Consider the following 23,868-nt stretch of genomic DNA (forward strand, 5'->3'; position numbering starts at 1 on the left):
TCAAAGAACTCGGATTCCTATTCTTTTCTGATTATTACCGACAAGTCACAACGTAAACTTAGGAACCGCCGTATACCGAACGGTACGTACGGTGGTGTGGGAGGTCGGCTGCTCAATTAATGAGCAGCCTCCTACCCGATTCTCTTTACTCATAGGAGGCTTGTAATGAAAGTAATCTTATCTCCCGCAACAGTGTACATTTCCAAACGCTTTGCTTTTACGAAGCGGCAAGCGGAGGTCTACAACGTACTCATCATGACCGGCTTTTCTAATAAGGAAATAGCACATGAACTGTGTATTGCTGAGAGAACGGTAAGACACCATATCGAAAGCATGTTGTTGAAAACGGGCATGGAAACAACCAAAAAAATGATGGCCCTCGGGATGCAAGCGATCTCTATTTAACTTCGCAGCCCGATGGTGGTGCCAGGACCAAATTCGTGACAGTAATTCTTTCTTGAGCCTAGATGTACTAGATGAAGATAAGTCTATTCACGAATTGTCGACTGGTACAATACGGAGGACAAATATCTAAAAAATGCTAAACATCGTATGAGAAATACTTCCGCCTTTACAGGAATGGCGATCGTAGGGCTGGTCATCGGATTCGCAATGTTTTTCATTGGACTATATAACGCGCCATTTGAATTAAATGTGAAGGGTTACTACATTGCCGTTATGCTTTTAATAGCATACAGCGCTATCGCGGTGCAAAAAGTTACACGGGATAATGCGGAGGATAAAGATATATTGGAAAATCAGAATCTCAATGGATGATCTTACGTCTTTCAAGATAAAGAAAAGAGTTGAACTCAAGTATTCTCGAGCTCAACTCTTTTTTGTCATTCTTAATAAACACTTTCCATTCTTCATCTGGTGTTGGAACCCAATTAGGTTTCCAAAAGAATAAATCCAAATTCGCATCGCTTCCCACATTTCACTGCCCATCCCACACCACCGCCAGAGATCACATCTTGTTTTTTGTTAAATTGCCCGATTTCTCGTTTTAGGGAATCAGCTTATTGCTTCAATTTAAATCATTTTGAAGTGTTGGAAAGAATCCCTAATGTCATTTTGTTTTTCTGGAGGACACGGATGCACTCGGGAATTTGGAGAATATCGATTTTGTGCCGTTTTAGGATTCAGACCGCAGACTTCTTTCATGTGTGCTATCCAGTATGTTTTGGGAAGATAGCCATATTTTTGTTTCACGTATCCTTGTACTTGTTTGTAAGTAGCCATGAATAGAGCCTCCTATTGCGTTATCTTGTTCCCTCCGTGCGTTAGCGCAGCAAGGCTGCCGGTTAATCAACGCGGCAGCCTTTAGAGCTCTTACTTTATATAATTATTATATATATCATAAATTGCTCATTATAACACGGACTCCTAAGGAATCTTTATATTAAGAACCTGGCACCTAGATAGTGCTTGTTTCGCCAGCTCCTACCGCCAGCCATTCTTCCATCACTTTGCCTTCAGGATGAAGAAAAGGGATCAGCTAGATCCAACTCACCCCACTCTGCCCTGTCTTCACGCTTTATACTGAAGATTCAATTTATCCAGCTCTCCTCTTTCCGCGAAAGGTTGGTTCTATTTGCCCTAATCCGCCCTAATCCCATCCAACATATTTATTATTATAATAATGCACGCTATCTCATGAAGACGCGCAGACATACTTCTACAAAGGTTTCATTAATAAATCGTGAATTTACAGAAACTCCAATTATTCTAGTACCAGTGTTCTGCACCATCCGCGATTCTATTGAATTATGATAGAACATACCAGTTTGTTGGAGGGGATGAACCATGAAAAAGACAGCTCTGCTCGCATCTTCATTGATCGTTGCATTTTCATTAACTGGTTGCACAACATCTAAGAATCAATCAGTTGACGCCGCGCCTGCTCAGGCGAATGTAATTTCGTTATCGACGACAACTGAAACTAAAGATCAGCAGCAACCAGCGACAGAAGTCCTAAAACAGCAGGCTTCTACACCCGAACCACCGAAATTTGAATATGCATTCACTCAGGATAAAGGACATCCCGAGAAAATACTGATCGGCATCATAAATGAAGCAAAATTGAGCCTTGATATTGCCATTTACAGCTTAACGAATAAAGACATTGTCGATGCTATCCTTGCTGCAAAAAAGCGAGGAGTCGCGGTCCGGGTGTTAACCGACAAGAAAGAAGCAGGTACGGCAGCACAATCTGCTAAACTGAAGCAACTAAAGGCGGCCGGCATTCCAATTAAAGATAATTCGCATAAGGGTCTAATGCACATGAAGGTCACGATCGCTGATAAGTCTATCGTTACAACGGGATCCTATAATTATTCGGTGTCTGCTACGACCACCAATGACGAAGTCATCGTGGCAATCCATGACGCAAAGCTTGCTCAAGAGTGGGATACAGAGTTTGAAAAGATGTGGTCTGACAAAGTAAAGTTTCAGGACTTTAAGTAGTTGAACTCCTTAGCTTGCACCTTTCAGGAACAAAAAAAGAGTTGAGCCCCAGAAATGCCGCTCAACTCTTTTTGCTTTTTAATTTACTTGCCAAGAACCCTTCACGTACTATGAGACGATGAGGTTGATGAAATGAAGGTACTGCTCCTCAGTAATTAACGTATAAATATGCCAGAAATCCAACTCATCCTTTGTAATTTTCTCCGGGTGGGCATCCCAATAATCAAGCTTGTTCATGATCTGATAATCGTAAACCATCATATACTTTTCACCGGTTTGTTGGAACTTGCTAAGTTCATCTGCAAGTTTTTCCTGGCTGATCTCAAGCCAAGGCTTGTCCTCATAAATGCGATAGATCTTATCTCTAGTTCGGAAGTATAATTGGTGTGTCACTGAAAGAATGAATTGAGCCAAGGTTAACCCCGTCCTTTTCATATTCGCTAATTGCGGTCTGACTTCCTGAAGTGCCCTGTTCTTTAACGGATCGTTTGCCAAACAGTCGCAGAATATTACCTGTGTATTTCATAACGTCCTTCATTAATGAACTCGTGTTTTCGCCCTCGATAGCCATGATCCGTTCACCTGCTGAAGTCAGTCGATAATAAAAGCTGTTGCGTTTGCGTTCGTCATCCCACTTCCCAACGACCCACCCCTCAGGCCCTTCAATGGCACGTAGGAGCTGGTATAAGTAGGAATCGTCTACCCTCCAGCGATGCGTCTTCTCCATCGTCTCCAGGAACTGCTTACCGGTCACGCCGGTTTCGCGATGTTCCTTTAACATATCCATGAAAAGATACCGGACGGTATGCTTCACGTTGATCAGACGATTTAGGAGCTTTATCTCCTCGTTTGTGAGTTCTGGAGCGGGATACGTTGGGTCGCCTTGAATATAGAGAACAAAATGCTTTGTCATCGTATAGATCTTATTTACCGTTTCCAGATAAGTGGATTCGAACCAATGCATTTTCTCTCGACCGGTTGTTGTCAATCCGAATGTCTTGTCCCGACCCCGGCCGTCCTGGTCTGCGATCCACCCAAAGGATTCCATCGACTGAAGGACATCATAAATGTGAGATAAGTGGCGTCTTTGATCGAAGGTGGCCAATTCCAGCTTGATTGCATCGATAAGATCCTTGCTGCCCATGCTCCTAGTTGTGAGCTTGTGAAAGACGATAAGATATAGCAACTCCACCTTGCTGATACCAAGGCGGTCTGGAGCGTTCATCGCGTTTTTCTTGATTGGCATTAATTCACTTCCTCTCGTGCTCGAGCGTTTTGTCACTTACGATCCGTTTCAGATATGGTTCGGACTGCTTCCCTAATTATATCAGCCTACCGCTCGCTTGAATCTTCATCTATTATTTTACCAGTTAATAGGCAAAGGTGTATATGGATTATGCTTGGCGATGTTTTATCATGCGGGTGACAGGCCGGAAACGTCAATCAGATGATCAACTGCAGCCAGATAATCCAGGGATCCTCGCCCGCTTTTATCAACTCTTATTGCATTCGCTTCGAATTCGTTTAGGGGAATGCTTTTCGATCCGCGTACTCCCGTTTCCTTACGATTCCAATAACACAGGAACGATTTTAGCGGCATCAAATAATACTGATTCAGTTCGGTGAACCAGAACAAAAAGAAACAAATTGCCCCGTTCGCATCATGACGAATCAACCGATCTACTTGATGCTGCTCCACGAAGTCTAGCGGGAAGGACGTTTTATTTTTGGTCGACTTGGCGTCAAACCAAATGGGGCGACTTCGGTATGAACCGGTATAGTCCACGGAGCTCTTCTTCGAGTAAACACCGCTGATCCGGGCGCCTTCTGAGCGAAGTACTGTAATAGGTGTAGGAATCTTCTCGATGGTTGCAATGCCTTTCGCCTCGTAAGCTTCGTTCACCCAGGAGATTAGTTCTTCAAACGCCATCCCTCGGCCCCCGTAATTAACCACAGCTCTTCGCGGCTGCTGGTTCCTCATGTACCTCACCTCTCCCTTATTCTCAACGAGCTGTCGAGCAACGGCAAATTTCAAACCACGTTTTTTTCGAGGTGAGGCTTCCGCCTGAAGGTTGGACCTCCTAACGAAAATAAAACACAGCAACCGACTCTCTCAGTTGCTGTGTTTTTATTTGATATGGTACTTTAAAGAGCTCTTATTGAGACTCCGGTCGAACTAAGCTAATGCCTTCGTCAAGTGAAGCTATTTCGATAAGTCCCAACTCCAATAAACGTTGAATCGCGCTTGTGGTAAATGAATGAACCAATATGCTCTCATTGTATATATCCGCGACGAGAAGAAATCCGCCCATTTCACCAATAAGCGTATATATGTACTGTTCGCTAATTGAAAGTGATGATTCTGGTGCGCGATCTGTAATTTTTACTAGTGAAAACTGATCCACCCAATTTAGCCTCCGAATCTCCCAAACCAAAGTATATTTAAATAATATTCAGTCCCCTCTAACGAATTTCCTTCTTATTGCACTAAAATATCGACAACAATCCCGGTGGGGGAGGAGAGAAGCCCGGCCCGATCGTCCGATTGCCCACCTCAACACTTCAATTCCACCAATCAGCAGCCTAAAACATCCCTATTATTCTACCCAACAGACAACGGGTTAAGTGGAATAGCCTATCCCGCTCTCCTTCTACTCCGCTGGCCGACCGCCTTTTCCTTCCCCTTTTCCCGGTTTTCGGTCCTGGTTGCGCTAAATCCGTACCTAGTCCCCTCCCTGCAGCTCTGCCCCTAGATCCGGATCTAGTTTGGATTAGGGTCGCGGGGGTGAGTGCGCGGGGCGCGACGAGGGGGTACCGGCGGCCCGACAAAAAGTCGAAGAAATCTGCCACAAAACCTAAACCCGGGTTGGAAAGGGTATCGAGCGATCACACAGGCAAAAGAAGTCGAAGTCTGATCGAAAGAAGTACCCCGACGGCGGAGCGGGGCAGGACGGGGAATCGCGGCGGCGTTATTCTACTTAACCCGTTGTCTGTTTGGTAGAATAAAAGAGATGGTTAGATTTAATTGGTCCGATATCTCAGAGATTGAATTGTCTGATAAGAAGAAAAATGAAAAGTTATTCCTTTGTTTTCCGTCAAATGACCCAGAGATTGAGCAAGTTAAAGTTATATTTGCTGAAGAGAATTACGAGGCAAGGAATCAATTGGATTCAGAGGACTCTAAGATTGAATTGTTTCGAGAACACGTTTCAGTTTTTTTCATCGATTGTGGATTAGGCTCCCGTTGGTATTTTAATGTTGACGGATTTTGTTTGGTTTGAAGTTGAGCGTTAATAGCGAGTTGAGATTTACAGAAGATTTGTATGATCGTTTCGATACTGCCGAGCAGAGATGGGATTATGTTGAAGAATGTTTTAGCCAAAACGCGAGAGGATTCTTTGGAGATGAAGATGAGTTACGATGAGTATATGAGTATATGAATGGAAGGGATAGACTTGTTTATGATAATCCATTTGAATGTTCGGATGACTTAGCATTATTGTGCTCAAAATTGTAGAGCCATTGGATTAGATGGGAAGTAATTGAGGTTAAATCAGGCTAGGTTGAAGACTTCGCTTAAGATGGCAAAGTTTTTTTCCGTTTCATTATTAGCTTGTGTATTCACAATCTAATAAAAACACATGCAGATTTAAAATATCGATCCCCATTTCGACTCACAACAATATCTTCATTATGCGATTCTATAACAACATTTTCATCAAGCAATTTTCCATTTTGATATATGGATAACGGTTGCTGGAATACTCTCATACGTTCGAAATCGGAATGTACTTTCAATTCACGTTGTTTATGCATCATAATCTCCTTAACTGATTGGGCTATAATCATTCTACAAGACATTATTAGATAGTTCAAATATCTAGCATCCAGCTTTTTGAGTGCTTTTTTGTGTTTGGTTAACACTGAAAAGAGGGATATAGACATGATTATTAAATCGACAGGTGATGAATCCATTTTGATGAACCATCTTAATTTGTCTAAGATGGTACCGGTCCCATACTCTTTTTCACCGATACGCTCGAGATCACGCCGAATTGACTGTAAATTGTGCAACTTATCAGCACACGCAACCTCACGAATCTCCAACAAGGCTTGCTTCAAATAATCCAGGGTATGCTGTTTGTGTTCCTCCCAACTTCCACCCTTATCCGGTTCGGAATCAGCCCTGCAAATTTCCAGAACCTGCCGGCCGAACTCAGCCGCGAGCTGTGCCTCTGTCACAAGCCTTAAGGGTATCATGCAGCAATCCCTCGGCTACCATCTTGTCTGAGCAACCCGCCGCGAGTACCCCTTACACCATACATGCTGACCCCTCCACCTCCCTTGATCATCCATGCAATCCTTCCCCATCTTTAGTTCCTTTAATCAATGTACTTTGCATGATGAGCTCCATTGCTGCTTACTTACCTTCCCTCTCAATTCTTCCATCCTTAGCCCTCATTTTTTACCCTACCTTTTCACTGCCATCCACCACAACAACCGCGCATGAGGTCATTAAACGTGAACCGCGTAGGACTCGACCTACGACACCCTGATTAAAAGTTAGCTGCTCTACCAACTGAGCTAATGGCTCATACTAGAAAACTGGGGATCTAGGATTCTAACCTAGGCATGACGAAGTCAAAGTCCGTTGCCTTACCGCTTGGCTAATCCCCATTAATAAAAGAAATCAATTTTGCACATTACGTTATCGATTGCAATAACTTTTTTTCTACCACTTCTCGGGGTACTCCAGCAAGCTCAGAAGAATATTAAGTTTTGCGTTCACCACGGTGTTGTTTTCCATCATTTTGTATTGCATCAATAATTGCATCAATAACTAGTGCTAATATCATCGGTTATTCCATCATTCGGCTACTACTACGTTTTAGTACAATTAAACTGTCCCTTCAACTACCTTCCCTCCTTTTGATACTATATTACTAAGATATGCCAATGGCCCATGAAAAAGTGATCTATTGAATCGGACTGGGAGTTTCATCGCAAAAATTCACGCAAAAAGGATCCCCGATAGATAGCTCTCATTTCTTTAAGTATTTCTTTAAGCTTTCCACAGATTTCCTCTGGAGCGGCGGTATTCGGTAGCATGAGCCTTCCTACCCCAACTTGAAAGGCGCCAAATAAACTTAAAAACCCGAACAAGGTGCACAGATAATCATATTATGTAAAACGGGTACAGTCACTCATTTAAAGAAAGCGGAATTTCAGATACGTTCAACCGCTTTCTTTAAATTATACCATTCCTTTGTATCCGTTTGCGTAAACACAATTTACACTGCGAATCGGCGAAGAAGTGGGGAGCTATAAGAAAAACTGTGTAGTATAGGTATCTGTCACAAACAATGTTTTGCAGAAATCTTGTCGATTGCTATTTACGTTTCTCTAATACCGCCTCTACATTTTTAAGCCTCGCTTCAATACTATCCCAACGATTTATACAGTGATAAAGAATCATCTCTAAATCATTTTCGTTCTGAGCTTGTTCGGTATTTCGATACAAAATATTCATTAACCAATTCGTTAGATTACGGAGATGATGGCGGTAGGAGTAAAATCGTAATAAATCGAGGTCTACTTCCACGGAATGTCCTAGATGCTCTTCATAGGCCGTAAGGAAAACTTCGAATTCTTGGCCGATGTAACCAACCAAATCGAACTCCGGAGGGGCTAGGATGGCTGATTCCCAGTCGATGAAATACAACTTATTTTCGTGACGAATCAAATTTCCGCCCCAAATATCACCGTGACACAATACTCTTTCTTTATTAAGATTTATAGCATTTCCACGAAGTTCACGAACAAGATTCAGCAGATCGAAAATCCGCGCTTTTCTCACCATTACTTGCTCTCGCAAGGCTTGTTTAATATAGTCGTTAGGGTTTATGGTGCTATCAAGCGCGATCATACATTTTTCTAGGTCATCTTCAAATGAAATATCGAACTCTTCTGTCAATAGGATGATATCTTCTATGTAAGGCGTGATCTGTTGAATGGCTGCGACGGATTGGGCAATATCCGTCAAGATCTCCTCCGAGAAAGGATATGCGTCCGCTAATGTTTCACCTTGAATGAAATTAAACAACACGGTAGTAATATTATTAATTGTTATTTGAAAATCACCTTTTAGCGTTTTGATTGGAAAAGTCGTATATTTAAAGAGGCTTTGATGATACATGTACGACGTTAATGGTAAATAGTATTTCAGCCGTTCGATACCCCTTTTTTGTTGATCGTTTTGATGATCAAATAATTTTAAGTAATACCGGTCTCCGTTCGCGCAATTTACTCGATAAGAGTACGCCGAATCGCCCATAGGTATAAAGTAGATGTACTCCACTTGAATCCCGTATGCCTTATCAAGTATGTTTATGAGTGTAATATCTTCCATAGGATAGCTTACTTGCATACTATTCTCCTTTGGCTGGTATTCATTAGAGCCGATCGTGTGGCCGGCTGTGTCCAAATGACCGTCTGGATCCGCATTTGCCATGAATTAGACTCCGTACTGTAGGCGGTTTGAACTTGATTACGCTTTGATATCAGATAAGGGCACCTATAAAAGGCTGGGCGAAACGGCACCATTTCTTTTATCAACTCATTAACCCCTTATAGTCTTTGGTTACGAGTGGATACATCGTCGAGTTGATCACTTAATCTGCTAGCATTCTGACACTTATCTGTTGTGTAAGATTCGCATCAATGCTCCCGCTTCTTTCATGAACAACTCCTCCAATTTGTCGGTATAAGGAGTCGTATTCATTTCATAGCCGCCTAATCTGTCATGGAACGCTTTATAAGTAGGAAGATATCCGGAATATCCATTCGCCAGCCCAGAGTAGAGAGTAAATGGAAACGGAGAAACCTGCTCCAACTTAGAAATATAATCATTAAACACTTCTCCTGAGACGGCTAGAATGAATACATCCCCGAGTGATATTCCAAAGAAGGTCACCTCCATAGCGTCCTTATTGAATCCTTCTCGGGTAGGAAATTCAACGGTCCTAGATAGCGAGCGAAAATCGGTAATGGCAACATTCTTTCTTCCCACAATCGCTTGATGAATATCTTCACTCAGCCTGCTGCTTCCTTTGACCACGTCTGGATACGTATCCTCAGTCGGCCCATTATCACCAAATAGTGGACAAATATCGCCGGAAAATCCTTGAATGAACATGACGGTGAACTCATGCCTAAATTGCCGCTCGACACCCGCTACGGCTAGTCCCACAATATCACCGCTGAGTCGGGTAGCCGGATTTCGCAGGCCTGTTGGATGTACCGCGTAATTCACGATCGCTCCAATCGGCTGCAAGTCCTCACTTTCCAGGTACAACACCCGAAGTGTTTGGTTCACCGGGACGGATAAATCTGCGCGAAGGGTCGGTCTGCGAAAGGCGGAAATTGAGCTGACCCCTTCTCCCACACTTAACCTGATCGGTACCAATCGTTCCGTCAACTGCCGGATCAATGCCTCAATACGTTCGGTGTACTTTTCACTGTAATGCGCAGGTGCGGTATGCGTATGCGTAGCATGCACGGAAATCCCATCGAGATCCGTCCCTCCCGCTTCCGCCCACCTTCGACGAGTACCTTGAGGAAAAGTAGGAATAAATTCGCGATAACAATCAGACCTTCCTCTTGGATCGGCCACTTGGACTGTAATCTCATTGGTAAGGCAGCAATCCACGCTGACCAAAATTTTTCGCTGGTTGCCTTCCTCTAGCAGCACCCGCGCATACAATTCATCCAACAAGTCTTTCCCGGGATCCGCGATATGAGTTTCCGGATTATATCCCTGTAACGGTACCAACTCTTCAGGCGTTATCGTTACCTTGCCCATCGCTGCTTTTACCTGCATATGCATCATCCCTCCTGACTGATTTTTCGATTTATAAAATAAAACTGGCGACTTTTCGGATCGCTTCAACGGCATCCATGCAGTCTTCTTCCGTCATGCTCTGATGCAGCGAGATGCTGATCGCTCTACCCAGTAAATCTAAGGTATTGGGGCACATATCTTTGGAATATTGCACGTTGCCCTTATAACTTGCACACGTCCACGGTGTGTCCGTCGCTGAAGCTCCCCTTTTGGCCAATACATAATCCCAATTCACGTAGATATGGCGATCGGCAAATCCATTATTCTGAAAAGTTCCGTTTGGAATGCCTTCTGCTGTGAGATGCGAGGAAAATTCCGCGGCAGTTCGCGTGTCGGGCAAATAAAACACCAAGCTGTAAGACACATCACCCTCGGGATCCGGTATACGCTGCAGTTGAATCCCCTGAACCGATTGAATCCCCTTAAGTATCGTTTGCTTCACTTCTCGTAAGCGACCTACTACCGAGTCAATCCTAGAGGATTGTGCCAAGCCAAGGGCAGCCTGAATTTCACTCATGCGATAATTTTCTCCGGGGAACGACTCAACGGAAGTTGAGTTTTCTACCCCCCAGAAGGTCATGGCACAATCATGATAGACACTGGCACGCGCATGGATCGAGGGGTTGTTCGTAACGACCATTCCCCCCTCCCCTGATGTAACGACCTTATATTGCTGAAAGCTGAAGCAGCCCGCATCCCCAATTCCACCTAAGGCGATCCCTTTATAGAACCCCCCATTTGCTTGTGCGACATCCTCAATCACAAGCAGGTTATGTTTTCGTGCAGTACTCATGATTTCATCCATTTGACAAGGAGTACCGCGCATATGTACGGGGATAACGGCCTTCGTATATGGTGTGATGGCAGCTTCGAAGGCTTTCGGGTCCATCGTTAACGTATCGTCGATTTCCACGATCACCGGAACCGCTCGAGCAATTAGCACAGCTGCTGCAGTGGCTATATAGGTATATCCCGGAACGATTACCTCATCCCCCGGGCCAATACCTGCACCGACAAGCGCGGAAACTAGCGATGAGGTACCGGAATTGACAGCTAGCGCATGTTTGGTTTTCGTACGCTCTCTATATAATTGTTCTAATTTCGCTGCTTCCGAATCATCAAGGCCTTTTTTGTAAAAACGGAAAACTCTTCGTTTTTGCAGTACGTTCAGAAGATACTCCCTCTCCTTATCGTCAAACTCTTCCGAACTGATAAAAGCGGGAACCCAATTCTTCGTTCGTACCGGAGTACCACCGTGTTTAGCCAACATGTTGATCCATCCCTTCATTCGAATTGAATATGATGATCACTTGAAAATATGAAGTAACGTCCTTGCATCACTGTAATATTAGAATTAATGATCGTAACGCTTGCGCCTTGACCTACTGCCATTTTGGCCGCATTCGTACCTACAACTCGGCCGCCAGTAATAGTTACTTGTGAGGGTCCGACTCCTGGAACCACTCCCATCATGATTCCCGTTATTCCTTTTTTCTTTTTAGGTTCAAATTTCAATAAAAAATGAACAGGTTGCCCAGGCTTCCTGCTCAATATAGTTATGTAACTCCTAACTGGCGATCAGAATAGTTTATTCTGCTGTAAGGTTACCCCTTATCAGAAAGTAACTTTTGGGCGACGATGTAGCCCGATCCTCCGTTGATTCCGTGACCCGGCCAGGTTGCCGCTCCCAGCATAAATAGGTTTGGTACCTCCGTCTGATGACCAGGCTGTGTGACGGTAGTGGCCGGAATAGATAGCTTTGTGCCAAATCATGCGCGCCCCCGTAGGGATCTCCTGGACCTGAGTTGTGGTTATAGCGTGCGATAGTATCAGGAGTTACCACTGCGTGACCGATAACTGCACTTGGAATATTAGGGATGTGTTTGCTTACGATTTTTAGTACTCGCTCTACGAAACGCTCCGTGAGATCCGAGGTCCAAGTACCGTCGCCAACATCGATTAGATTGGCAGCATCACCACGTGGCCGGCACGGCACTTCAAGCACTTGAATACGCATCACTGCCTTACCTGCAGGCGCGCAAGCCGGATCAAGATTTGTAGGCAATCCACTGTAAAGGTTGGCTTGGCTGGAAGCAAATCCGACATTCCTTGAACAATCGCTTGCGTGAAACCGTCTAGTCCATCTGTCAAATGCGGTTGACCGACCTTAGTAAAGCGCGAATCCGGCCAGCGTGGAGGCTCGCTAAGCGCGAGGTGAATTTGTACGCAGCCTCGACCATAGCGGAACTGCTTAGCTTGAGAAAACAGTCGAGGACTAACCTCAGCATCCGCGAGCAGCGAGAGATAAAGATGGTTCGGACTGGTCGAAGCGACGATCGACTGTTTGGCTTGGAATTCTTCGCCTTCTGATGTCCGTACGCTAACGGCACGTCCGTTCTTCACGACAATACGCTGAGCTTTCCTTTGGGTGAGGATGGTTCCCCCTTGGTCCTGTATCAACTGTGATAATGCCTGCGCAAGCTTCTCACTACCACCTTCAGGAATAGGCATCCCACCACCCATCAATGCCATTGCAGTAAGCGGAACCCAGATACCACTTCCAATTTCATCCGGAGTACGCCCAAGATGCGTCACCCACGATGCCAGCATCGAGCGCAACGCAGAAGATTGAAAGCTACTTACCACATTACGGGCGGTTGATAAGACAGATGCAGCGAACGCAGAGTAGCCCGGTCGTCCTTTGTCATGAAGCAGCTTATTCAGGATTTCGGAAGCTTGAGAGCTCGAGAGGTCCATATTAAAAAGTGAAAACACATCGCCAGCATGGGAATTAAATTCTTCAAACATTCGGGCTAACGCGGCACCATCACCAGGTGCCAGACGCTCTGCTTCTACTGCAAGATCTTCAAACGAACGGGCGAATACACCGGTCTGTCCATCCTCCATTGAAACGCCCGTTGGAAGCTCCGTGTTAATATAATGCAGGCCACGTGCTTCAAGGGCTTCACGAAAGACCGTGTCGATGCCCCAGCTCGCCCTGCAGGTCGTTCGTCAAGCTCTCCAGCTCCGCGGGATCCGGCACTTGCTTCGTGCTCAGCATCAGCCGACCGCCGCCGTCGATCAGCATGCGGCTAGGGGATGCCTTATCCTCACTAAGCAGCGTCTGCAGCGTTTTTTGCTTGACGTTGATGACAAGATAGCCTAAATCTCATAGGCTGGTCCCGTCAACAAAAGCGGATGGGCCGCCGCATATACATCGTGTTTATAGCCCGGTAGGGTGAGCTCCTCTGTGCGAAGAAAGCCTCCTGGACGATCATTTTTCTCTAACACTAAAACACTGCGTCCCGATCGAGTCAAATAAGCAGCGGCAATCAGCGCATTGTGACCGCTCCCAATCATAATGACATCGTAGGTTTTCAACTTCATATCCCTCCTTTTCATCATCGATTAGTCTATTTTATCCGAGGCCACAGGAGACGTAAGTCACTTCATGTCGACAAGTAATAATAAGTAACACAAAAAAATGGACTTCCCATAGCATAATTTAATGGGTGTCCATATATGGTGTGTAACTCTATATGAAAATACAGTGATAGTAAGGCTTCGTCAACACTTCTTTACGACTAAGTCCTAATATGTTTTGTAAAACATTGGCAAATGAACAGTAAACCGATGTACCCAGTGGTCAGTTAAGGGAAACAAGAAAGAGCATCTAGCTGATACGCAACCGGACGCTCTGTATATAAACATCACTATTGTAACAATTAGCTGTCTCAGAAAGTACCCGATTTACTCACTCTTCCAGCCGCAGCTATCACGGACTACGAGCGACGGAGGAAGTACAATCTGTTTGGGAAACTTCCGCTCCTTGCTCTCTATTTCTTCAAGCAGTAACTCCATGGCCATTTTACCCATTTCATACTTCGGATGATCGACGGTTGACAACGGAACGATGAAATTTTCAGAAAAAGGGTTGTTGTCGTTTCCCATTATAGCGATATCTTCCGGGATCCGAATGCCGGATTCGCGCAGCGCTTTAACGGCTCCGAAGGCCACCAGATCACTTGCTGCACAAATCGCCTCCGGCAACTGCTTTGTCTCTGTAAGCAATTTTTTTGTACTTTCATAACCGGATCGAAATGTGTAGTCACCATGAAAAACCAGAGCTTCATCCACCTTCAGTCCTTGCTGATGCATGCCGCTCTGAAATCCCTCCCAACGCTCGCGAGCCGTCGATATTAGCAGATCTCCTGAAAAATAGGCAATATCCCGGTATCCAAGCGAAGCAAGGTGCTTAATTGAAAGCTCAGTAGTTAGCATGTTATTGATACCTACGTAGTTTTTATCGTATGCGGGTGGCTTACGGTTGAGTAGCACATACTTGAGCCCTGTTTTCTCTACTTGAGCCAATTCTTCCTCCGTTGAAATATTAGCCAGCAGCAATCCGTCTGCTTGTTTCTCCACAATCAGATCGAGGTAATTGCGAAATCGAATGGGATCATTGGTTGTATTGCATAAAATAAAGCTGAAGCCAAAATTAAACGCAACATCATCCATACCTCTGATCATGGTTGGATAATAGGGATTTTCAATATCGGTAACAATCGCGGCGATCGTTTTTGTACTTTTCTTTTTTAAGCTTCTGGCCACTGCATTGGGGCGGTAATTCAGTTCTTGAATTGCCTTATTTACTCGTTCCTCTAGCGCTGGACTGACATAGGCCGATTTGTTTATTACAGCAGAGACAGTAGCAATCGAGACTCCTGCTCTTTTGCAAATATCTTTCATAGTAGCCATCCTGTCACCTCTCTGGCGAAACGGTTAGTTATAATAGCTACATTATATTCTTAAATAAAAAATACGTCAAAATAAACATATATTCGGATAGTTGACTTAATCAGGGAAGAGGACGGAGAGAAGAACACAATGGAAGCGTTGGTTATAAGGGGGAACAAACAATGTACGAGGCTTCCTCCTTAATCCATGGGCGTCACCTACTACTTTTTTTTGTTGCGCCTGGATCATTAAAATCGGAAGAAGCCGTATATGAGTTTTTTATCCAAGAAAATAACAGGTCAAGACCGAGCTGCTACTTCGACTTCTGAAGGTAACTGTGACATGAATTGCAATGCAGCAGCTATGCTCTCTGCCGGTGTTCTTTCAAACGTAACGTGCACACAAGGTTTAGTTCGCCTCAACAAGCTCATGAACAAAGAGTAATTCAGGTTGCCTGTTCCCGGGGAACAGAATTGCATCGCCCCCTCTGCGCTCACGTTAAAATCTTTGGCATGTGCATGGATAATCCGGTCGCCCAGACGATCAAACGCATCTTGCAGGACCTCGTCCTGCCGCTGGACATTGCCTGCATGAAGTAAATTTACCGGGTCCATCACTACACCGATGTTGGACGAGGGGACCTCCTCGATGATTCGCTGCATTAGCTCGGCGTTGTGAATGACATGTCCCTGACACGCTTCCAATCCTAAGAATACGCCCCATTTTTCCGCTTCTTCTGCTAGCTCCTCAATCGCCTGCCTCACCCTCTGGTATCCGGTTTCGATAGGGAGCTCCCCTTCCGTTCTCCATGAGGAAGCAATCTTGCCCGTTTCCGTCACCACAGCCCCTGCGCCAAATTCACGGGCGAACCGAAGATGCTCCTTGAAACGAGCAATATTTTGCCTGCGCACCTCATCGTCTTTATGTACGAAATCCATGTAACAGCCCAATACTGGGATTCGCACACCACAGTCTATAAATGCATCAGCGACGTAATGAGCGATCCCAGCATTTAACCTGCCCAAGCCGGTGTCAAAGGGCAGAGGCACATGACCATATCCGCCTAATGCAAATTGAATAGAACCGAACCCGGCCGAAGCCGTTTTTTCTGCAATGAACTGAACGGGAAGCTTTCCGAAACTGTTGGCTAATATACCGTATTTCATTGAGGACACCTCGCCTTAATGTACTTGTCATTATTTGAAAGTCGAATTAGCCATTGCTGCCACAATATGCTTTTGGGCAAAAATGAACACAATAACGATCGGTAAAATGATTTCAATGCTAGCCGCCATCAGAAGATGCAAGGTTAAGGACTCATTGCCTGCGTTAGATGCCTTCATGCTGGCAATACCTACGGTAAGTACACGCATCTTGTCGGAGTTCGTCATGACGAGCGGCCAAAAGTAAGAATTCCAGCTATGAATGAAGCAAATTACCACCAACGTAGCTATAGTAGGGTATGCCATCGGTGTTAAAACTTTGTACAATAACTGCATCCGGCTCGCTCCATCTATTTTGGCAGCCTCTAATACGTCGTTATTTATGGACTTGAACGTTTGCCGCAGAAGGAAAATACCATGGGCCGATGCCGCATGCGGTATAATAAGCGCATAGTAGGTGTTAAGCCACCCTATCTTGGACAGCATGACGTATACGGGGACAAACACTACTTGCTCCGGAACAATTAGAGCCCCAAGCACCAGCAGAAATAACCGATCTCTCCCTGGAAAAGATCCCTTGGCAAAAGCATAAGCCGCCAATATCCCGATATTGATTTGCAATACCAGAATACCGATCGTCTGCACCACCGTATTTATTGTAAAACGCATAAAGGGCATGGCATTAAAAACGTTTAAGAAATTGACCCACATCAGCTTCTCTGGCCAAAAGGATGGAACCGCCAGTCTTAATTCGGCCGGAGTTTTAAAAGCAGTGACCAGCATCCAATAGACTGGGAAAAACATAACGGCCGTTACACCTAAAGCTATTACAATACGGGTAGTTTTTAAGACAGAATTGTTCATTTGCATTCTACGAACCTACCCTTCATAGTGGACTTTCTTTTTAGACACGTAGAGTTGAAGCACAGTAAAGAAGATGATGATGATAAAAAAGATGATGGCCAAAGCCGACGCCCGACCCGTTCTAAATTGGGTGAAAGCCGTCTCATAAATCCAATAAACCATCACTTCGGTCGCTTGCAGTGGCCCTCCGCCGGTAATGACGTTAACGGACTGGAATACCTGCATAGATGATATAAAGTGAGTCACGACAAGAAAAAGCGTAGTCGGAGACAGCAGGGGCAGCGTAATATGCCATAACTGATTCCACTTGCTAGATCCATCGATACTGGCAGCCTCGTAGTATTCCAGCGGAATGCTCCTCAGGCCGGAAATAAATATGATCATGGTAAAACCGACTCCTTTCCAGACAGCGACGATAATGAGCACCCACAACGCCGCGTGCGGATTGTTCAGCCATGGGATGGGAGTCAAGCCCACTAATTTCAACACCTCATTGGCAAGTCCAAATTGCGTGTTAAAAATCCATAAAAATATCATGGAGATAATGACGACTGAAATATAATGCGGTATAAAAATGAGCATGCGCATGAAATTGAACAAGCGTGAAGATACATTCATCAGCAACGCCAGCAGTAGTCCAATCCCTAATGTTAAACTCACATCAAGTATCATGTAGGTGAATGTGATTCTCAACACTTGGTAGAACATGCTGCTGGTCAGCAAATACGTATAATTATCGAGCCCGATAAACGCTTTGGCCGGCTTCGTCATATTCCAGTTCGTAAAGCTTAAATAAAACGAATTAACCAAAGGATAATAAAGGAAAATGACCAGAACAAGTAAAGCTGGCACAGCAAAAGTAAAATCTTTGGCATATTCCAGCAATCGACGCCGCGATCGTGGAGATGGTTGAACCACTTCATCCATGACAACGGCGGGCGAATTGGTTGTATCATTCATTTCGGTTCCCCCTCTCGTATTTAAGTTGACCGTCATGCTGACGCTACTGTAGTGTCCGCATGACGGCTGTACTCGTTATCTACTTATCAGACAGGATTTGGTTGATTTGTTTGACTGCATCCTTCATCAAAGGCGTTGGATCCGCTTTATTGAGAACCATCTGTCCTACGACGTTTTGGTACACCTTGCTGAATTCCTGATATTTTGGATGCTGCGGACGTCCGACTACATTATCGAAATTATCGAATACCACTTTGTACTGCGGGTATTTTGCAAAGTAGGCTTTGCCTTCCTCCGTATTGACTACCGATTTTCGTGTCGGCAAATATCCGGTTCCTTCCGCCCATTTAATGTTGTGCTCGGCATCGGACATAAATTGAATGAATTTCCACGCCGCTTCTTTTTCCTTCGCCGGTGCGCCGTCCATCATAACAATGCCCGCACCGCCCATATGAGAAATGTGCTGCTTATCTCCCGGGAAGAAAGATACGCCTACTTCAAACTTGGCATTTTGCAGATACGTTTTCAGTACGGCGGATGTATGGTCAACCATAGCGATTTGGCCGTTTAGAAACATTTGACGCATCGTATCTGATGCTCCTGCTCCATAACCGATCTGCAGCGAGCCTTCTTGCATCCAACGTTGAAAAGTTAAAATCCACTTCATATTGGCCGGCTGATCCAGCACCGATGTTTTGCCGTCAGCGCTCAAAATCGCGCCACCGCTGTTGAAAATCCATGGATCAAAGTAAAAGGGCTCCCATGCCGGAATCTCAAGCGCGTATCGGGTGGTCTTTCCGTTTTCTTTAACGGTTACTTTTTTATTGAAATCTTCCATTTCATCCCAGGTCTGCGGCGGTTTCAGGCCCAAAGAGTCAAGCAGCGTCTTGTTATACACGTTGATGCCAGCGCTTACAATTAGCGGAAGTCCGTATTGCTTGCCGTTATAGGCATACGCTCCCAACATCCCCTTGGAAAAATCATTCAAATCGAAATTGTCCCTTTTCATGTAGGGGGTCAAGTCGGCGAACATCCCGCCGTCGGCCATGCTTGGCAGTGCCGATACTTCAGCATTGGTTACCGCAGGAACATTATGAGCAGAAACGGCTGCCAGCAGCTTATTTTGCAAATCGGGATAGCCGCCCTGGAACACGGGCTCAATCGTAATGTTGGGGTACTTTTTCTGAAACTCCCCGATCATATAATTCAAGGTTTTTATCTGATCATCGTTGTGAGAATGCCAGTATTGAATAGTGATTGGAGATTTGTCATCGCTCGCAGGAGGAGGGGCTTTCGCCTCATCCGCGGCTCCTCCCGCCGGGGTGCTAGAGCAGCCGACTGCCGTCAGCATCAAAGAGGAAATGGCCATAGCGGAAATCCACTTTTTTAGCTTCATTTAAATCATGCTCCTTCAAATGTATTTGGGTTCAAATCATTATTGCAGCACAATATTCGTTCCAAACTGGATTGCTTTACTGTCATTTCCATGGCCAAGCTCTTTGGTTCTGGCGATGGGCAACTGCCTCTTTTCGGTAAGCTCTTTAATGAAATCTTCTACAACCTGAAATTCCCCATGCTGCTCCAATTCAGTAAATGTACCTAAGATTAGTCCCGCGCACTGGCTGAAGCACCCCATTTGCTCCATTTGCGATAAGAGGGATACGGTTCGGTGTGCCCTACCGCCAAAGCTCTCAAGAAAGATCACATGATCTTTACAATCAGGAAAATAGGGGGTTCCAACCAACTTGAGAAAGCATCGAATATTCCCGCCGACCACGGCTCCCGCCATATGCTGTCCTCGTATCCAGGAATAATCGAAATTAAATAAATCATCAGTTCCTTTAATCAAAGTGTCGTAAAGCAATTGCCTTTGCGCTTCCTGATGTTCATGCACTAAATTCATCACTTGATAATGATAAGAGCCGACTCCACTTACCTTATACATCGCATTTAGCATGACAGACAAATCGCTTATTCCGAAAAACGGTTTTCTTGTTTTGCCGATTGCTTGAAAATCAATGTATTCGAGTATCTGATTCGCGGCGTCTCCTCCCGAAACGTCAAAAATAGCGTTAATCGAATCGTCATGAAACATTTTATTGATTTCTGTCGCCCGTTCCTGAAGAGCGCCGATCATGTATGTGTTGGCTCTGTACAAATCAGTTGCTGTAACGACTTCCAAGCCAAATTCGCGAAATAGAGCAATTAATTCATCGATTTTAACTCTTGCCTCCGGCCTTCTTCCATCTGAACAAGCGGTAATGGCGACACGGTTACCTCTAGCTAATAAAGGCATATTAGTCATATTTAACAATCCCCCACGCCCGTCTGGAGGCGCTTTCAATTAATGTGCTTTACCGGAATGCCCCGAGTATTCAGCCGGATTCTATATAACGAAGTGGAGGCGGTTATATATAGATGGCTGTAATCCTCTGCCCAAGCCAAATTTGCCGTTATTTCAGGAATTTTAATAATGCCTATCTTCTGTCCGGACGATGAAAATATCCATATACCGCCTCGGCCCGCTACATATAAACGGCCCGCAGCATCCACCTTCATGCCGTCCGGCACTCCCTTGCCTGCCTCCGGATCTAACTCGGCAAAGACGCGACCATTGATCAGACCTCCGGTAGGGGTTACATCAAAGGCTCTAACATGATCTCTAGCGGAATCATCGACATACAATATTTGTTCGTCCGGAGAAAACGCCAGTCCGTTAGGCTTGTCAAAATCATCAATTAATAAACGCAATTCTGCCGTTTCCGGATCTAAACGGTATACGCCTTGGAAGGACAGTTCCTTGTCTTCCGGCTGATTTCCGTAAACACTTTTTAATCCGTACGGGGGGTCCGTAAAATAAAGCGTCCCGTCGGATTTTACAACAATATCGTTAGGACTATTTAAACGCTTTCCGTCGTATTGCAAGGCCAGTTCCGTAATGGTACCGTCCTGCTCCGTCCTCGTTACGGTCCGGCTGCCGTGCTCGCAAGCCAATAGCCTCCTTTGACCATCAAGTGTGAGTCCATTCGCGTGGCGGCTGGGTGTCCGAAAAACAGACACTCCTTCAGGCCTGCTCCACCGATAAACTATATTTTGCGGAATATCTGTGAAATACAAAAATTTGTTAGCATCATCCCAGACAGGACCTTCTATGAACCGGAACCCGGATGCGATCTTCTCCAGTTCGGCCCCTTCCGGGATCAACAATTTCATCTCATCCGAAAAAGTTACTATTTCCATGATAGACCTCTCCTACAATAAAAATTGGACTCCACCCTGAGCACGGTCAAGCTTGTGCTCCCAGCGATATTGCTGCTTTTCTACCGCTTCAACATTCCAGAGCACTTCTTCAGCCGTTCTCATTCCGCAGATCGCTGTGCTTACACCCGGGTTGGACAGTACAAAATCCAACGCGACCTGATGCGGATTCATTTGCTCCAAAGCGTCAGGTGCAATACGCTTCATGAATCTTGGAAATCCTTGACTAGTCAAGGGCCTCATCACCACGACGCCCACATCTTTCTTGACCGCCTCGGGAATAAGCGGATCTGCTGCGCCTTGATAGAACAAGTTATAACGCACTTGTATTACATCGAAATGTCCGGATTGCACCGCCCACAACAAAACATGATCAGGATTTTCGTTGGTGATCCCAATGAAGCGAATCTTGCCTTGCTTCTGACATTCTTTAAACGCATCAAGCGGGCCATCGTTGACCAGACGTTTATACTCTTCCTCGACCAAGTGTCCGCCATGAAATTGCATCAAATCGATATAATCCGTTTGCAACCGCTCTAGGCACGCATCGACAGCACTTAGCGTCTGTGCGTAATCCAGTTTTCTTGGAATCTTGGTGGCAATGTACGCATCTTGGCGACGATTTTTCATTACTTCCCCGATAATGCTTTCCCCAAGCCCCTGTCCGTATGCGGTGGCCGTGTCAATATAATTGATTCCATTGTCCAAAGCCGCATTGAGCGCAGCCACTACGCCGTCACGACTTTTTTCCGCATCATAGTCTTCGAGGTAATTGTTGATGCCCATCGGGGCTCCGCCGAATCCTATACTTGAAACCATTAAATTAGTTCTTCCAAGTCTTCTGTATTCCATTGTTATCAACCCTTCTCTTCTATTGTGGTTTTATTAGATCCGCATCTCATATTAAAGCTTATTCGCTTGTGGCGGCAGCTTCCGTCCTAAAGAAATCGTCGCACAATCCGATTGGCTCGTCTCTGAATATCCGCGGATCCATCATCTTTAGCTTATCGGATACGATCGGCCTAAAATCCATTAAATCCAAAATATCCTTTTCCAAATCAATTCCCGGAGCAATTTCTATTAATACAATTCCTTCCTTGCGCAGTTCAAAAACAGCCCTTTCGGTAACAAATAGGACAGGTTGATTATTTTTACGGGCATAATGGCCGCTAAAAGTGATCTGATTGACTTTCTTCAAGAACTTTCTCGCTATTCCTTCTTTCTCAATCCGCAGATTGCCATTGTCGATCGCCACCTCTAACCCGCCAGCTGTAAACGTGGCACAATAAACAACTTTTTTAGCCGGCTGCGTAATATCGATAAACCCGCCACAACCGACCGTTTTGGTGCCGAACTTGCTTACGTTTACGTTACCGTCGGAATCGGCTTCAGCCATTCCCATAAAAGTCACGTCGACGCCGCTCCCGTTGTAGTAATCAAACTGACTTCCATGCTCGATAATCGCTATTGCATTTTTAGTAATTCCAAAGTCAATTCCTCCCTCTGGAATTCCACCGATCACCCCGGATTCAATCGTAAGGGTAATTTCTCCATTTATCTTTTCCTCGGTTGCTATCGGTCCGAGTGTATCCCCCGGAATGCCCGTGCCCAGATTTACGATGGCACCCGGAAATAGTTCCATGCAAGCACGGCGTCCGATCACTTTACGCACATTAAGCGGCAGTGGAGCACTTTCTGACTCAGGTACTCTGATATCCCCTGCATAGACCGGTTCAAAGTAATAAGATGAGGACTGCCGGTGTTCCTCTATTGGGTTTTCAGCAACAACGATACCATCGACAAAAATACCTGGAATAACTATTTGTTTCGGATGCAAGTCCCCGTTTTTAGCTATATATTTCACTTGAACAAAGACTTTGCCACCGTTGCTTTTCGCCGCCTGTGCTACAGACAGCGCTTCATACTTGATGGCTTCTTCCTCCATCGTCACATTGCCGCTTTCATCGGCAGTTGTCCCCCGAATAATGGCCACGTCGATCGGCTGACTTTTATAATACAAATACTCCTCATTATGAAGCGTCAAAACCTCGACAATATCTTCTCCCTGCCGGGAACGATCATTGATCTTGCCGCCTTCCACTCGCGGATCAACAAATGTACCTAGACCGACTTTGGAGAAATTCCCCGGCTTGCCTGAAGCCATGGCGCGAAAAAGATGAACGAGCTGGCCCTGTGGTAGACAGTACGCCTCCACCTCATTGTTGTGAATAAGCTCCCCCCATTTGGGGGCAAGTCCCCAGTGAGCCCCAATGATTCGTTTAATGAGTCCTTTATGAGCCAACCGCTGAAGCCCGTTCACCCGGTCGCATTGACCGGCACCATGAAGAAGGGTCAAATTATTGGGAAAGCCGGTTTCGAGAAAGCTTCTCTCAATTTCATTCAGAATCGTTCCGCAAGCCCCCATCAGCGTAAATCCCACAGTGGCGAGAGTTGAGCCTTCCTTAAGATAAGGCAATATCGCTTTTGCTTTTAAGATTTTATTCATTCCAGGACCTCCTG

The 23,868-nt window shown here is 45.2% G+C and carries 24 protein-coding genes, 1 tRNA gene and 1 pseudogene; 3 read left to right on the top strand and 23 right to left on the bottom strand.

The features are described 5' to 3' along the window. The first annotated feature begins 165 nt into the window (after nucleotides 1-165). Together FPZ49_RS31385 and FPZ49_RS31390 are read left to right on the top strand one after the other, a co-directional pair. Entirely contained in the window at nucleotides 166-405 is a 240-nt protein-coding gene (locus FPZ49_RS31385; protein ID WP_144854293.1) for a LuxR C-terminal-related transcriptional regulator, read from the top strand. Between the two features lie 174 nt (nucleotides 406-579). Continuing rightward, the gene (locus FPZ49_RS31390) at nucleotides 580-777 is read left to right on the top strand and encodes a YiaA/YiaB family inner membrane protein (protein ID WP_315899221.1); all 198 of its coding nucleotides are present in this window, start codon (nucleotides 580-582) and stop codon (nucleotides 775-777) included. A 255-nt stretch (nucleotides 778-1,032) separates the two neighbouring features. Here FPZ49_RS31390 and FPZ49_RS31395 read toward each other — a convergent pair whose 3' ends face one another. Next, nucleotides 1,033-1,242 carry a hypothetical protein gene (locus tag FPZ49_RS31395; RefSeq protein ID WP_144854295.1) on the bottom strand — a complete coding sequence of 70 codons (210 nt, stop codon included), beginning with the start codon at nucleotides 1,240-1,242 and terminating at the stop codon, nucleotides 1,033-1,035. Nucleotides 1,243-1,806: 564 nt separating this feature from the next. Here FPZ49_RS31395 and FPZ49_RS31400 point away from each other — a divergent pair. Continuing rightward, nucleotides 1,807-2,466, top strand: coding sequence for a phospholipase D family nuclease (locus FPZ49_RS31400; RefSeq protein ID WP_144854296.1), 660 nt, complete (start codon nucleotides 1,807-1,809; stop codon nucleotides 2,464-2,466). A 108-nt stretch (nucleotides 2,467-2,574) separates the two neighbouring features. Here FPZ49_RS31400 and FPZ49_RS31405 read toward each other — a convergent pair whose 3' ends face one another. The 22 genes and pseudogenes from FPZ49_RS31405 to FPZ49_RS31510 all read right to left on the bottom strand — a co-directional run bounded on the left by FPZ49_RS31405 (nucleotide 2,575) and on the right by FPZ49_RS31510 (nucleotide 23,854). Continuing rightward, entirely contained in the window at nucleotides 2,575-2,880 is a 306-nt protein-coding gene (locus FPZ49_RS31405; RefSeq protein WP_261381713.1) for a hypothetical protein, read from the bottom strand. Next, nucleotides 2,831-3,712: a helix-turn-helix transcriptional regulator gene (locus tag FPZ49_RS31410; RefSeq protein ID WP_144854298.1), complete on the bottom strand. Its 882-nt coding sequence runs from the start codon at nucleotides 3,710-3,712 to the stop codon at nucleotides 2,831-2,833. The genes FPZ49_RS31405 and FPZ49_RS31410 overlap by 50 nt, the downstream gene beginning before the upstream one ends. Nucleotides 3,713-3,880: 168 nt before the next feature. Then, entirely contained in the window at nucleotides 3,881-4,447 is a 567-nt protein-coding gene (locus tag FPZ49_RS31415) for a Holliday junction resolvase RecU (protein WP_144854299.1), read from the bottom strand. A 175-nt stretch (nucleotides 4,448-4,622) separates the two neighbouring features. Further along, entirely contained in the window at nucleotides 4,623-4,871 is a 249-nt protein-coding gene (locus FPZ49_RS31420; protein ID WP_144854300.1) for a hypothetical protein, read from the bottom strand. A gap of 1,216 nt (nucleotides 4,872-6,087) precedes the next feature. Continuing rightward, a complete protein-coding gene (locus tag FPZ49_RS31425; RefSeq protein WP_144854301.1) occupies nucleotides 6,088-6,726 on the bottom strand; it encodes a hypothetical protein in 639 nt (212 codons plus the stop codon). 345 nt (nucleotides 6,727-7,071) lie between these two features. Then, a tRNA-Gln gene (locus tag FPZ49_RS31435) sits at nucleotides 7,072-7,143 on the bottom strand. Nucleotides 7,144-7,855: 712 nt separating this feature from the next. Then, nucleotides 7,856-8,977, bottom strand: a complete 1,122-nt coding sequence (locus FPZ49_RS31440; protein WP_261381714.1) for a phosphotransferase — start codon at nucleotides 8,975-8,977, stop codon at nucleotides 7,856-7,858. Between the two features lie 183 nt (nucleotides 8,978-9,160). Then, nucleotides 9,161-10,345: a hypothetical protein gene (locus FPZ49_RS31445; protein ID WP_144854302.1), complete on the bottom strand. Its 1,185-nt coding sequence runs from the start codon at nucleotides 10,343-10,345 to the stop codon at nucleotides 9,161-9,163. 31 nt (nucleotides 10,346-10,376) lie between these two features. Then, nucleotides 10,377-11,636, bottom strand: coding sequence for a DegT/DnrJ/EryC1/StrS family aminotransferase (locus FPZ49_RS31450; RefSeq protein WP_186446215.1), 1,260 nt, complete (start codon nucleotides 11,634-11,636; stop codon nucleotides 10,377-10,379). Nucleotides 11,637-11,650: 14 nt separating this feature from the next. Further along, nucleotides 11,651-11,866: pseudogene (locus FPZ49_RS31455) on the bottom strand (hypothetical protein); the annotation flags it as partial. Between the two features lie 516 nt (nucleotides 11,867-12,382). Then, a complete protein-coding gene (locus FPZ49_RS31460; RefSeq protein WP_222429993.1) occupies nucleotides 12,383-13,273 on the bottom strand; it encodes a phytoene desaturase family protein in 891 nt (296 codons plus the stop codon). Between the two features lie 58 nt (nucleotides 13,274-13,331). Further along, a complete protein-coding gene (locus FPZ49_RS37135; RefSeq protein WP_261381715.1) occupies nucleotides 13,332-13,454 on the bottom strand; it encodes a hypothetical protein in 123 nt (40 codons plus the stop codon). A gap of 74 nt (nucleotides 13,455-13,528) precedes the next feature. Continuing rightward, nucleotides 13,529-13,747: an NAD(P)-binding protein gene (locus FPZ49_RS31465; protein ID WP_222429994.1), complete on the bottom strand. Its 219-nt coding sequence runs from the start codon at nucleotides 13,745-13,747 to the stop codon at nucleotides 13,529-13,531. A gap of 369 nt (nucleotides 13,748-14,116) precedes the next feature. After that, nucleotides 14,117-15,124, bottom strand: coding sequence for a LacI family DNA-binding transcriptional regulator (locus FPZ49_RS31470; protein ID WP_144854304.1), 1,008 nt, complete (start codon nucleotides 15,122-15,124; stop codon nucleotides 14,117-14,119). 278 nt (nucleotides 15,125-15,402) lie between these two features. After that, a complete protein-coding gene (locus tag FPZ49_RS31475) occupies nucleotides 15,403-16,269 on the bottom strand; it encodes a sugar phosphate isomerase/epimerase family protein (protein WP_144854305.1) in 867 nt (288 codons plus the stop codon). Nucleotides 16,270-16,299: 30 nt separating this feature from the next. Next, nucleotides 16,300-17,136 (bottom strand): carbohydrate ABC transporter permease, encoded by an 837-nt coding sequence (locus FPZ49_RS31480; protein WP_391563894.1) that lies wholly within the window; start codon nucleotides 17,134-17,136, stop codon nucleotides 16,300-16,302. A gap of 9 nt (nucleotides 17,137-17,145) precedes the next feature. After that, nucleotides 17,146-18,090, bottom strand: coding sequence for a carbohydrate ABC transporter permease (locus FPZ49_RS31485; protein ID WP_144854306.1), 945 nt, complete (start codon nucleotides 18,088-18,090; stop codon nucleotides 17,146-17,148). Between the two features lie 79 nt (nucleotides 18,091-18,169). Continuing rightward, complete coding sequence (locus FPZ49_RS31490) at nucleotides 18,170-19,486, bottom strand: ABC transporter substrate-binding protein (RefSeq protein ID WP_144854307.1); 1,317 nt, start codon at nucleotides 19,484-19,486, stop codon at nucleotides 18,170-18,172. 39 nt (nucleotides 19,487-19,525) lie between these two features. Next, on the bottom strand, nucleotides 19,526-20,395 hold the full coding sequence (locus tag FPZ49_RS31495) for an LD-carboxypeptidase (RefSeq protein ID WP_144854308.1): 870 nt from the start codon (nucleotides 20,393-20,395) through the stop codon (nucleotides 19,526-19,528). Nucleotides 20,396-20,430: 35 nt separating this feature from the next. Next, nucleotides 20,431-21,330 (bottom strand): SMP-30/gluconolactonase/LRE family protein, encoded by a 900-nt coding sequence (locus FPZ49_RS31500; protein WP_222429995.1) that lies wholly within the window; start codon nucleotides 21,328-21,330, stop codon nucleotides 20,431-20,433. A gap of 12 nt (nucleotides 21,331-21,342) precedes the next feature. Continuing rightward, nucleotides 21,343-22,200, bottom strand: a complete 858-nt coding sequence (locus FPZ49_RS31505; protein ID WP_144854309.1) for an aldo/keto reductase — start codon at nucleotides 22,198-22,200, stop codon at nucleotides 21,343-21,345. 58 nt (nucleotides 22,201-22,258) lie between these two features. Further along, nucleotides 22,259-23,854: an acyl CoA:acetate/3-ketoacid CoA transferase gene (locus FPZ49_RS31510; protein WP_144854310.1), complete on the bottom strand. Its 1,596-nt coding sequence runs from the start codon at nucleotides 23,852-23,854 to the stop codon at nucleotides 22,259-22,261. Nucleotides 23,855-23,868 lie beyond the last annotated feature (14 nt).

Origin of the sequence: Paenibacillus cremeus (assembly GCF_007786445.1) — a bacterium.
Classification (GTDB): domain Bacteria; phylum Bacillota; class Bacilli; order Paenibacillales; family NBRC-103111; genus Paenibacillus_G; species Paenibacillus_G cremeus.